At 64.8% G+C, this 12,237-nt stretch carries 9 protein-coding genes and 1 pseudogene; 8 read left to right on the top strand and 2 right to left on the bottom strand.

Annotated elements, in window-relative coordinates; translation table 11 throughout:
• The first annotated feature begins 46 nt into the window (after positions 1–46).
• The 6 genes from HMPREF9710_RS17530 (at position 47) to tldD (ending at position 9,135) form a co-directional block, all read left to right on the top strand.
• On the top strand, positions 47–4,246 hold the full coding sequence (locus HMPREF9710_RS17530; RefSeq protein ID WP_005668520.1) for a YhdP family protein: 4,200 nt from the start codon (positions 47–49) through the stop codon (positions 4,244–4,246).
• A gap of 1 nt (position 4,247) precedes the next feature.
• Positions 4,248–5,045: a carbon-nitrogen hydrolase family protein gene (locus HMPREF9710_RS17535; protein WP_005668522.1), complete on the top strand. Its 798-nt coding sequence runs from the start codon at positions 4,248–4,250 to the stop codon at positions 5,043–5,045.
• Positions 5,046–5,304: 259 nt separating this feature from the next.
• Positions 5,305–5,988 carry a WbqC family protein gene (locus tag HMPREF9710_RS17540; RefSeq protein ID WP_005668524.1) on the top strand — a complete coding sequence of 228 codons (684 nt, stop codon included), beginning with the start codon at positions 5,305–5,307 and terminating at the stop codon, positions 5,986–5,988.
• Positions 5,985–6,986 (top strand): hypothetical protein, encoded by a 1,002-nt coding sequence (locus HMPREF9710_RS17545; protein ID WP_005668525.1) that lies wholly within the window; start codon positions 5,985–5,987, stop codon positions 6,984–6,986. The genes HMPREF9710_RS17540 and HMPREF9710_RS17545 overlap by 4 nt, the downstream gene beginning before the upstream one ends.
• Positions 6,983–7,543 (top strand): GNAT family N-acetyltransferase, encoded by a 561-nt coding sequence (locus HMPREF9710_RS17550; protein ID WP_005668527.1) that lies wholly within the window; start codon positions 6,983–6,985, stop codon positions 7,541–7,543. Before HMPREF9710_RS17545 ends, HMPREF9710_RS17550 begins: the two co-directional genes overlap by 4 nt.
• A gap of 131 nt (positions 7,544–7,674) precedes the next feature.
• Complete coding sequence (tldD, locus tag HMPREF9710_RS17555) at positions 7,675–9,135, top strand: metalloprotease TldD (protein ID WP_005668528.1); 1,461 nt, start codon at positions 7,675–7,677, stop codon at positions 9,133–9,135.
• 72 nt (positions 9,136–9,207) lie between these two features.
• On the opposite strand, the gene HMPREF9710_RS17560 is transcribed toward tldD, so the two are convergent.
• The gene (locus HMPREF9710_RS17560) at positions 9,208–9,687 is read right to left on the bottom strand and encodes a hypothetical protein (RefSeq protein WP_157225636.1); all 480 of its coding nucleotides are present in this window, start codon (positions 9,685–9,687) and stop codon (positions 9,208–9,210) included.
• A gap of 77 nt (positions 9,688–9,764) precedes the next feature.
• On the opposite strand from HMPREF9710_RS17560, the gene HMPREF9710_RS17565 reads away from it, so the two are divergent.
• Positions 9,765–11,015: an IS256 family transposase gene (locus tag HMPREF9710_RS17565; protein ID WP_157225494.1), complete on the top strand. Its 1,251-nt coding sequence runs from the start codon at positions 9,765–9,767 to the stop codon at positions 11,013–11,015.
• Positions 11,016–11,066: 51 nt separating this feature from the next.
• Here HMPREF9710_RS17565 and HMPREF9710_RS17570 read toward each other — a convergent pair whose 3' ends face one another.
• Positions 11,067–11,594, bottom strand: a complete 528-nt coding sequence (locus tag HMPREF9710_RS17570; RefSeq protein ID WP_229409853.1) for a lysozyme — start codon at positions 11,592–11,594, stop codon at positions 11,067–11,069.
• Between the two features lie 136 nt (positions 11,595–11,730).
• Here HMPREF9710_RS17570 and HMPREF9710_RS17575 point away from each other — a divergent pair.
• Positions 11,731–12,099: pseudogene (locus tag HMPREF9710_RS17575) on the top strand (Hcp family type VI secretion system effector); the annotation flags it as partial.
• Between the last annotated feature and the right edge of the window lie 138 nt (positions 12,100–12,237).

The following is a 12,237-nucleotide window of genomic DNA, read 5'->3' on the forward strand; positions in this document are numbered from 1 at the left end:
TATTAAAGAGTTAAATTTACGGCGAGCCTTTGTTATTAGCACCTTGATGCACAACCCGGATCCGCAGGCGCCCACTGCGGCATCGCCGCTCGCCGTGCGCTGGCGGCGGCTGCGTTCGGCCTACCGCATGGCCAACCTGGCCTCGCACCACGTGCTTGGCTTTACCATCAAGCTCGTGCTGCTGGTGTATTTCGCGCTTGCCGTGCTGTTCCTGGTGCTGCGCTACGCCATCCTCCCCAACATCGACCTGTATAAAAGCGACATCGAGCGCATGGCCGGCAATGCCCTCGGCAGCCGGGTCACGATCGCGCGCCTGGCCGCGTCCTGGCACGGCTTGCGGCCGGCCCTGTCGCTTAGCGAAGTGCGCCTGCACGACCGCGACGGGCGCCAGGTGCTGGCGCTGCCGCAGGTCGAGGCGACCCTGGGCTGGTGGAGCGTGGCCGCCTTCGAGCCGCGCTTCGCCTCGCTCGAGATCAAGGGGCCGCGCCTGGCGGTGCGGCGCGGGCTGGACGGCGTGATCGAGGTCGCCGGTGTGCGGCTCGACCCCAACAAGGCCGGCGGCGGCGGCGGCGACTGGCTGCTGCGCCAGCGCGAGATCGTGATCCGCGACGGCCGGGTCGACTGGACCGACGAATTGCGCGGCACGCCGCCGCTGGCGCTGGAAGGCGTGACCCTGGCGCTGCTCAATCGCTGGGGCGCCCACCACTTCGCGCTGCAGGCCACGCCGCCGCGCGCGCTGGGCAGCCCGATCGACGTGCGCGCCCAGTTCCGCCACCGCTTCGGCGAACGGCCGTCGGACGTGCTGCGCTGGAAGGGCGAGCTGTACGCCGACCTGCGCGACGTCGACCTCGGCGCCTGGAAACGCTTCGTCGACTATCCGATCCAGCTCGAGCGCGGCCGCGGTTCGCTGCGCGCCTGGCTCGGCTTCGACCAGGCGCGCCTGGCCGGCTTCACCGCCGACCTGGCCCTGGCCGGCGTCAATGCGCGCCTCGGCAAGGACATCGCGCCCCTGCAGCTGGCGCGCGTCAGCGGCCGCCTGTCGGCGCGCGAGGAATTGCTGCCGAACGGGGCCGACGGCAAGCCGACCTTCGGCGCCCACGGCCACACGATCCGCCTCGAACACTTTGCCGTGGTGGCGCGCGATGGCCGCGCGCTGCCGCCGGCCACGCTGGAACAAACCTGGCGTCCCGCGAAGGATGGCCAGCCAGAGCGCGGCGCCCTGCGCGCGCGCCGGCTCGACATCGGCGCGCTGGCGGCGCTGGCCCAGTACCTGCCGGTCACGCCGGTGCAGCGCCAGCTGCTGGCCGACTATGCGCCGCGCGGCATGCTGCAGGACGTCAGCGCCGAATGGGATGGGCGCTACCCGAACGTGAGCGGCTGGCGCATCCGCGGCGAGGTCGCCGACCTGGCCCTGAATGCCGTCGCCGCCCGTCCGGCGAGAAACGCCCAGGGCGGCGTTCCGGCGCTGCCGGCGCGGCCCGCCACGCCCGGTTTCGAGCGCCTGAGCGGCCGCATCGATGCGAACGAGCGCGGCGGCAGCGTGGCGCTGGACTCGAAGGGCCTGGCGCTGTTCATGCCGGCCTGGTTCGCCGAGCCGCGCATGCCGTTCGACCAGCTGGCGCTGAAAGCGAACTGGAAGCTCGAGCCGGGGCAGCAATTGCAGGTGGAGGTCGACGACCTGACGTTCCGCCAGGGCGATTTCACGGGCGAGGTGTCGGGCCGCCACGTGTTGCCGCTCGAGCCCGGCCACGGGCCCGGCAGCGCCGACTTCAGCGGCAGCCTGGACGGCTTCCCGATCGACCAGATCGGCCGCTACCTGCCGCTCGCCACCCCGCACGGCCTGCACGACTGGCTGGTCGGGGCCTTGCAGGGCGGACGCCTGAACGACGCCAGCCTGCGCCTGCGCGGCGACCTGGCCCACTTCCCGTTCCACGCCAATAACGCGGCCGAACGCGCGCGCGGCGAATTCAACGTGAGCGGACGGCTGGCAGGGGCGCGCCTCGAATACGCGCCCGGCCACCGGCATCCGGACGGCACGCCGCTGTGGCCGCTGGCCGAGGCGATCGACGGCAGCATCGAGTTCGACCGGGCGCGCATGGAAATCCACGGCAAGACCCTGCGCACCCTGGGCGTGGCGCTGTCGAACGTCAAGGCGGTGATCCCCGACCTTGGCGCCCACGAGAACATGATGCTGGAAATCGACGGCCAGGGCGCCGGGCCGCTGCAGGAATTCCTGCGCTATGTGTCGGTGACGCCGGTGCTGGACTGGATCGGCCACTTCACCGAGGACACGCGCGGCAGCGGCAACGCGAAGCTGGGCCTGAAATTGCGCATGCCGCTGTCGCACATGCATGACACCAAGGTGCAGGGCAGCCTGCAATTGCAGAACAACGACGTCAGCCTGTTCCCCGAACTGCCGACCTTGCAAAGCGCCCAGGGCCGGATCGATTTCCATGACCATGGCTTCGGCCTGGAGGCGATTCGCGCGGACTTCCTGGGCGAGCCGGTCACGGTGGCCGGCGGCACCCAGCGCGACGGCAGCACCCGGGTGCTGCTCGACGGCGTGCTGTCGGCCGAGGGCATGCGCCGCACGGCGCCGGCGCCGGCAATGCAACGCCTGGCCGAACGCCTGTCGGGGAGCACCCACTACACCGGCTCGATCGTGGTGCGCGAAGGCCGGCGCACGATCGCCATCGACTCCAGCCTGTCGGGCCTGGGCGTCGAATTGCCGCACCCGCTGAACAAGGCGGCGGACGCCAGCCTGCCGCTCAGCTTCGTGCTGGAAGGCGCGCCGACCATGGCCGGCCTGGGCCGCGACGAGATCCGCGTCGGCGTCGGCCCCAACCTGGCGGCGCGCTACCTGCGCGAGAAGCAGGGCAAGGGCCCGTGGCGGGTGACCCAGGGCGGCATCGGCGTGAACGTGCCGGCGCCGCTGCCCGACGAAGGCATGATGGTCCACGTCGATTCGAAGGTGCTCAATATCGATCACTGGCTGGCGGCCGGGCGCGCCATCGCCGGCGCGGATGCGGATACCGGCGCCGCCTTGCCGGCGCCGGGCGCGATGGCCGGACCGGCGGCCAGCTCCGCCAGCGGCGCCGACTTCACGCAGTACATCCTGCCGACCGTGCTGGCCGGACGCATCAGCGAACTGACCATCGGCGAACGGCGCGTGGCCGACGTGGTGCTCGGCGCCACCCACACCCGCGACACCTGGCAGGCGAACCTGCATTCGCGCCAGGCCAGCGGCTATCTCACCTGGAGCGAGACCCCCAGCGGCCTGGGCAAGGTCACGGCGCGCCTGGCTTCGCTCACGATTCCCGAATCGGCCGAGGCCGAGGTCAAGGACTTGCTGGAGTCGAGCCGGGGCGCCAGCGCCACCATCCCTTCGCTCGACATCGTGGCCGAGCAGTTCGAACTGTTCGACAAGCGCCTCGGCCGGCTGGAACTGCGCGCCAGCAATGTGCGCGCGCTGGCGGGCCGCGAATGGCGCATCGACCGCGTGCTGCTCGCCAATCCGGACGGCCAGCTGAAGGCCAACGGCCGCTGGCTGACCAAGGATGGCAAGAGCAATACCAGCCTGAATTTCGCGCTCCACATGGACGACGCCGGCAAGCTGCTGGACCGCCTGGGCTTCCCAGGCACGATCGGGCGCGGCAACGGCACCCTGAGCGGCGACATTTCCTGGGCCGGCCTGCCGTATGCGATGGATATCCCGAGCCTGTCGGGCCAGATCGAGATGAACGTCGAATCGGGCCAGTTCCTGAAGCAGGATCCGGGCGCCGCCAAGCTGCTGGGCGTGCTCAGCCTGCAAGCGCTGCCGCGCCTGCTCAAGCTCGACTTCCACGACGTGTTCTCGGAAGGCCTGGCGTTCGACGGCATCAGCGCCAACGCCATGATCCAGCGCGGGGTGCTGCGCACCGACAACCTTAGAATGCATGGGGTGGCGGCCACCGTCCTGATGAACGGCAGCGCCGACATCGCCAACGAATCGACGAACCTGCGCGTGGTGGTGATCCCCGAATTCAACCTGGGCACCGGGCCGCTGGTGTATGGCCTGGCGGTGAACCCGGTGATCGGCCTGGGGGGCTTCCTGGCCCAGCTGTTCCTGCGCGCGCCGGTGATGAAGGCGCTGACCTATGAAATGCAGGTGACGGGGCCGTGGAAGGCGCCGGTCATCACGAAAATCGACAACCCGGCGGCGGCCGCCGCCACTGCACCAGCCACTGAGCCAGCCAAGAAGGAGTGATATGACGACCGTAGCCGCGATCCAGATGGTTTCCACCCCCGAGGTCGGCGAGAACCTGGCCACCGTGCGCCGCCTGGTGGCCGAGGCCGCCGGCCGGGGCGCCACCCTGGTGGCCCTGCCGGAATACTGGCCGATCATGGGCATGAGCGACGCCGACAAGGTGGCGCACGCGGAGCAGCCCGGCAGCGGCCCGATCCAGAATTGCATGGCCGCGCTGGCGCGCGAGCACGGGATCTGGCTGGTCGGCGGCACCTTGCCGATGGTCTCGCCCGAGGCGGGCAAGGTGCTCAACACCACCCTGGTGTACGACCCGCAGGGGCAAATGATGAGCCGCTACGACAAGATCCACCTGTTCGGCTTCAACAAGGGCGCCGAATCGTATGACGAGGCGCGCACCATCGTGCCGGGCGAGACGGTGGGCGTGTTCGACGCGTCGTTCGGCCGGGTCGGCCTGTCGGTGTGCTACGACCTGCGTTTCCCCGAGCTGTACCGCGCGATGGGCGAATGCGCTCTCATCATCGTGCCGGCCGCCTTCACCCACACCACCGGCCGCGCGCACTGGGAAGTGCTGCTGCGCGCCCGCGCCATCGAGAACCAGTGCTATGTGCTGGCCGCGGCCCAGGGCGGGATGCACGTCAACGGCCGCCGCACCTACGGACACAGCATGCTGGTCGATCCCTGGGGCGAGGTCAAGGCGGTGCTGCCGGAAGGCGAGGGCGTGGTCGCGGGCGAACTGGATGCGGCCTACCTGGCCGGGGTGCGCGAAAGCCTGCCGGTATTGCGCCATCGCAAAATGTAGGCGTTCCTCGAGGGTTTCGGGGCCCGCCGTGCATGCGTATCACGAAGCTTGTTTTGGGGAAAGATTTTTGTCATCATGCGGTTTTCCCTCAGCCGGCAGCAGGGCGGCCCATACCGCGCATAGTGAATGGCACTGCAATCATGAGCAAACACCACTCGATCCAGGTCTCTCGACAGGCACGCGCGCTGCGCGAGGCGTCGTCGGCGAGCGTGGCTTGCGCGGTCGTCGCGCCGGGGGCGCAACGGTGAAGCTTGCCATCATGCAGCCTTATCTGTTTCCGTACATCGGGTACTTCCAGCTGCTTGCGTCGGTCGATCGATTCGTGTTCTATGACGACGTCAATTACATCAAGAATGGATGGGTCAACCGCAACCGCCTGTTCCTGGCGGGGGCGGTACGCTACATGACGGTGCCGCTGGCCGGCGCGAGTTCCTTCATGAAGATTGATACGGTGAGGCCGGAGCCGGGCGAGCACTGGAAAAAGAAGCTGCTGGAGAGTGTCCGCCACGCCTACGCCAGGGCGCCATACTTCGCGCTGGCGTACGAGATGCTCGCCAGTGTCATTCACGGAAATCATGCGTCGATCGGCGCCTTGTCGCGCGCCAGTGTACGCATGGTGTGCGAACACGTCGGGCTGGACACGGGGCTCGTCGATTCATCCCGCACCTACGACAATGGGCACCTGGCGGGGGAGACGCGCATCATCGACATTTGCCTGCGCGAGCGCGCCAGCCGCTACCTCAACGCGCCCGGTGGCACCGACCTGTACGACAAGTCGACCTTCGCCTGGCATGGCATCGCCCTGGAGTTCATCGCACCGCGCCTGGAACCCTATCCCCAGCTGGCGCAGCCGTTCCAGCCCGGACTGTCGATCCTGGACGTGCTGATGTTCAACGACGCCCGCGCCACGCGTGAGCTGATCGCGGCGGGGGAGGTGGCATGAGCGCGCCAGCGATCGGTGGCTATTTCGAACTCGAGCTGCCGCCGCAGCGGCCGTCAGCGTTTCCCGGCGCATTGCGTTTCCAGTCGGCGCGCGCGGCGTTTTTCGCGTTGTTGCAAGCCGGTCGGCCGGGCCGGGTGTGGATGCCCGACTACCTGTGCGATTCCATGCTGGCGCCTCTGCACGCGGCTGGCGTGACCGTCATGCCATACGAGGTCGATGCCCGTTTCGAGGTGTCGGGGCAGGTCGATCTGCAGGCGGATGACTGGTTCTATGCCGTCAACTATTTCGGTGTCCGTACCCGTGAAATCGATGCCTTGCTGGCGCGGGTGGATCCCGCGCGTGTCGTGCTCGACCATTGCCAGGCGTTCTACGTGCCGGCTCCGGCCTGCCTGGCGTCCATCTATTCGCCGCGCAAGTTCTTTGGTGTTGCCGATGGCGGCTTCCTGGTCACGGACTTGCCGGTGCCTGCCCCGCAACAGGACGATACGCCGGTGCTGGAACATGCCGGCCACCTCCTGATGCGGTTGGCGGGCGCGCCGGAGATCGGGTACGCCGCCTACCAGCGCAGCGAACAGGCGCTGGCGGCACTGGCGCCGCGCCACATGTCGGCGCTATCCGAGCGCATCCTGGGCAGCGTCGACCTCGAGGCGGCTCGGGAACGGCGCAAGCGCAACTTCGACTATCTGCACCGGCGGCTGGCGCGCTTCAACGGCTGCGACCTCGATCCCGGAAGCATCGATGGTCCCCTGTGCTATCCCTTGCTGACGGGCGCGCAAGGCCTGCGCGAGGCGCTTATCGCACAGCGAATCTACGTCGCAACCTACTGGTCCGACGTCCTGCAGCGAGCGCCGGGCGCCAGCGCTGCAGCCGCCCTGGTCCGCGAGCTCGTGCCCTTGCCTTGCGACCAGCGCTATGACGAAGACGATATGGCGAGGGTGGCGGATGCCTGCGCGGCCTACTTGTCGGCACACATACACCATACTGGAGATACACCATGAATATCCAAGGGAAGACCGTCACCCTCAGGGCTCCGGAACTCGATGACGTGCCGCGCCTGCATCGCTGGAGCAACGATCCGGAAGTATGGAATATGCTTGGCGGCTGGCATTTTCCGTTCTCGAGCCGCTCGACCGAAGACTGGGTCCGTTCGCGCAAGGACGGCAATCCGACCAGCCATGTCTTTTGCATCGACACGCCGGACGACGGCATGATCGGCACCGCCAACCTGGTGGACATCGACTGGAAAAACGGCAACGCTTTCCACGGCATGATGATCGGGGAAAAAAACCTGCGCGGCCGCGGCTACGCCCTCGACACGGTGATGGCGATCATGCGCTATGCCTTCATGGAACTGGGCTTACAGCGCCTGGACGGCGACATGATTGCCTACAATCAACGTTCGATCCGCTTTTATCTTGACAAGTGTGGGTGGAAGCAGGAAGGGGTGCGCCGCAACTGGTTTTTTCGCGACGGCCAACACCACGACAAAATCGTTGTCGGCGTCACGCGGGACGACTACCTGGAACTGGTGCGCGCCAACCGCTACTGGGATTGAGTGGGTCAGGCGGCGCCTGGCGCCACGAAACGCATGCCCGATGACCGACAGCACATTGCCTGGGCTACCTTCCGGTGCGAACGGCATGGATATGGCACAATGCCCTTTCCAACCGAATGCTTGATGCCAACATGACTCCATTTGAACCGAATCTTTCCTCCATCGCCGTCGCGCGCGACGTGCTGTTGACGCCATTCGGCCTCGACGAGGGCAAGCTGCTGCGCGCGCTGGGGACGATGTTCACGCACAAGGTCGATTACGCCGACCTGTACTTCCAGTTCACCAAGAGCGAAGGCTGGAGCCTGGAAGAGGGCATCGTCAAGACCGGCAGCTTCTCGATCGACCAGGGCGTCGGCGTGCGCGCCATCTCGGGCGACAAGACCGCGTTTTCGTATTCCGACGAGATTTCCGAGCGCGCGCTGCTGGACGCCGCCACCGCCACGCGCACCATCGCGCGCGCCGGCGCCGGCCGCATCAAGGTGGCCGGCAGCGCGCTGCCGACCGGCGGCCGTTCGCTGTATTTGCCCAACGATCCGTTGGCTTCGCTCGATGCGACCGCGAAAGTGAAGCTGCTCGAGCGCGTGGAAAAGATGGCGCGCGCCAAGGATCCGCGCGTGGTGCAGGTGATGGCGGGCCTGGCCGGCGAATACGACGTGGTGCTGGTGGTGCGCAGCGACGGCGTGCTGGCGGCCGACATCCGTCCGCTGGTGCGCGTGTCGGTGACCGTGATCGCCGAGCAGAACGGCCGGCGTGAAGTCGGCTCCTCCGGCGGCGGCGGCCGTTTCGACTACGGCTACTTCGACGACGAGGTGCTCGACCGCTATGCGACCGAGGCCGTCAAGTCGGCCTGCGTCAACCTGGAGGCGCGTCCGGCCCCGGCCGGTCCGATGACCATCGTGCTGGGACCGGGCTGGCCCGGCGTGCTCTTGCATGAGGCGGTCGGCCACGGCCTGGAGGGCGACTTCAACCGCAAGGGCTCGTCCTCGTATGCCGGCATGATCGGACAGCGGGTGGCGGCCAAGGGCGTGACCGTGGTCGACGACGGCACCCTGCAAGACCGCCGCGGTTCGCTGAACATCGACGACGAAGGCAACCCGACCCAGTGCACCACGCTGATCGAGGACGGCATCCTGAAGGGCTATATCCAGGACACGATGAATGCGCGCCTGATGAAGATGCCGGTCACCGGCAATGCGCGCCGCGAATCGTTCGCCCACCTGCCGATGCCGCGCATGACCAACACCTATATGCGCGCCGGCGACAAGGACCCGCAAGAGATCCTGGCCTCGGTCAAGAACGGCCTGTACGCAGTGAATTTCGGCGGCGGCCAGGTCGACATCACCAACGGCAAGTTCGTGTTCTCGGCCAGCGAGGCGTATATGATCGAGGACGGCAAGATCACCTATCCGGTGAAAGGCGCGACCCTGATCGGCAACGGCCCGGACGTGATGAACCGCATCTCGATGATCGGCAACGACATGCGCCTGGATTCGGGCGTCGGCGTGTGCGGCAAGGAAGGCCAGAGCGTGCCGGTGGGCGTCGGCCAGCCGACCCTGCGCATCGATGGGGTGACGGTGGGCGGGACGGCCTGATCCGTCACTTGTCCTCACTCTCAATGCCCGGTTTTGCCGGGCATTGTAGCTTTTGGTGCGTTTGTGGCCGCGTCATTTCTGGCGTCGGGGTCTTTCACGCACAGCGTCAAAAAATACACCTTGCCAGTGCACAATCAGCTTGTCTGGCGGTTTCTGGTATACATCCATGCAATCCAGATTCACCACCGTCACCGGATTCGGTAGCCCCAGGTTCTCTGCGCTGGCATTTGCGTGCCGATACAGATATTCCTCGGTCTCTGCGCGCGTCGCCTCGAACGTGGGTGCATCGCAGATGCGTTTGCCCAGTCGCACGCGGTTCGCTCCAATACTGAGTACTTGACCGATCATTCCATTGGCCTGGGCGTCGTCAAGCGCGCTGATCTGCGATGAGTCCAGCACAGCGGTCAATCTCCATTGTCCGATCACCGATTTGTCCTGGCTCTGGGCATTCGCAGGTGTTGATGCCCACATCGCTAGTGCGACTACCGCGACTGCGATATAGGCTTGAATGTCCCATCGCTGAGTGACGGTTCTGGCGAATGGATGTGACATGGTTCGAGCCTGTCAGAATTTCTGTGTGGAACGGGGTCATGAAATAATCCCGAAAGGACTGTTCCATGACCGAAGTGATGACCACCAAGAAGCCCAAAAAACAGAAAGCAGCGTACCCGTTTCCCGTTGAGCTGATCGACCAGTTGCTGGCCCAGGTTGAGAACAAGGACGCCGAGTCGATCCTTGGCGAATCGGGCCTCGCCGGGCAGCTCAAAAAAATGCTGGCCGAGCGTATGTTGTCGGCCGAGTTGAACCACCACCTGGCCAACGAGGAAGACGGCAGCAGAAACCACCGCAACGGTAGCAGCCCGAAGAAGGTCTTGACGCCAGGCGGGGAGCTCCACCTGGACATTCCGCGCGATCGTCTGTCGAGCTTCGAGCCCAAACTGGTGGCCAAACATCAGCGCCGGATGTCGGGCTTCGACGATCACGTTATCAGCATGTACGCTCGTGGTATGAGCGTGCGCGAGATTCAGGCGCATTTGCTGGAGTTGTACGGCACCGAGGTGTCGCCAGACCTGATTTCGACCATCACCGACGAAGTGCTCGAGGAGGTCGCGCAGTGGCAGCAGCGGCCGCTCGAGGCGATGTATCCGATCGTGTATTTCGACGCGTTGCGCCTGAAGATCCGGGACGAAGGCACGGTCAAGAACAAGGCCGTATATCTGGCCTTGGGCATTCGTGCCGACGGCCGCAAGGAAGTGCTGGGTCTGTGGATCGAACAGACCGAAGGCGCCAAATTCTGGCTGAAGGTTTTCAACGAACTCAAGAACCGCGGACTGGACGATATCCTGATCGCCGTCGTCGATGGCCTGCGCGGCTTCCCGGAGGCCATCGAGGCCGTTTATCCGCAAGCGCAGATCCAGACGTGCATCGTGCACCTGATCCGCAATTCGACGACGCTTGCGGCCTGGAAGGACCGGAAGGAACTGGCAGCGGCGCTCAAGCCGATCTACCACGCTGCCAACGCCGAGCTGGCCGAAGCGGCGCTGGATGCCTTTGCAGAAGGCCCATGGGGCACCAAGTTTCCGACCGTGGCCGCGATGTGGCGGCGCCAGTGGCAGCAGGTGATTCCGTTCTTTGCCTACCCACCTGAAGTGCGCACGATCATCTACACGACCAACGCTATTGAAAGCCTGCATATGCGTCTGCGGAAGATCGTCAAGAACCGTGGTCACTTCCCCAGCGACGAAGCCGCGACCAAGTTATTGTTCCTGGCCTTGCGCAATATCGAGAAAGATTGGAAGATGCCACAGCGTACCTGGAAGCAGGCTGCCAACCAGTTCGCCATCATGTTCGGCGAGCGCTTCACGAACGCGATTATCTAACTACGAATTCTGGCCCCGCACACAGAATTTCTGACAGGTCCCATGGTTCTCCTATCTTTCTGTTTCCAGAAACGGTGCGGCTTCCTCTGCGCGGCGCTTTACCAGACCACCTGCAACGACTTTTTTCACGCCGTTTTTAGTTCTTATTCGCACCCGTACAAACTGCTGCATATTGGCAGCAGCTCCGCTGAAATCACCGGCGTTGATGAGCTTATAGGTATTCCCGGCACCACCGATCCCCGTGTTATACGTGAACGAAACCAGGGCATCGAATTGGGCCTGGTTTAACTCTGCATGGACGTTGCGATGCACCCCTCCTTCGGCCTCTGCGACTTTACGAGAGAACTCAGCCTCGACCTGAGCAGGGCTGACAGCCCTCCCAAGCTCTTCTTCGGTACAAACGCCACGGTGAGCGAGCACGCTAATCCCCCATGTGCAGTGCCCACGGTTCTTGCCCATGTCGTTGTAATACCGGTATTGAACGGTTTCCGTATCGCGCAGCCGCTTGCGCGCCTCGGGGCTTATCCGCATATTGACAGTCGGTCGCTGAGGCAGTGTTTTCTCAACTGTTGCTGGCATAAATGTCCTCTTGCTTGCTTTGAATACGCACTCTAGTCGCGATGACACGGCGCGACTTTGCGCTCGGCTAAGCCAGTCCACCGACGAATGCACATAATCCACAGGCCGACCATCAGGTCGTAATCAGGGGAACCACATGGCAATCGACGTATATCTGCAAATGGACGGTATCAAAGGAGAGTCGCAGGACGAGAGGCACAAGGACTGGATCGAGTGCGAGACCGTGCATTGGGGCATACATCAGCCCAAGAGCGCCACCAGTTCGACTGGCGGTGGACACACTGCGGAGCGTGCGGAGTTGGAGGAACTTTTATTCAGTAAAACGGCCGACCTGGCCAGCCCGATACTTATGCAGCACTGCGCGATGGGTAAGACGATTCCGAAGGCCAAGCTCGAATTCATGCGTGCAGACGGCCAGGGCAACCCGATCAAATATTTCGAGATCGAATTGGAGAATGTTCTGATCGGAAGTATCAGTCCTGGCATCGCCGCTGGTACTTTGCTGGGTAATCCCCCCATTTTTAGAGCACGCTAAAAGTAGAGGCTAAGTGTCAAGTCCCGCCTGTTCATAAACCCGTTTGACAAATAATTCGGGGCGCTTTTTCTGCCATTCTTTGAGCGCCAGAATTGGTGTTTTGCTGTC

Origin of the sequence: Massilia timonae CCUG 45783 (assembly GCF_000315425.1) — a bacterium.
Taxonomy (GTDB): domain Bacteria; phylum Pseudomonadota; class Gammaproteobacteria; order Burkholderiales; family Burkholderiaceae_D; genus Telluria; species Telluria timonae.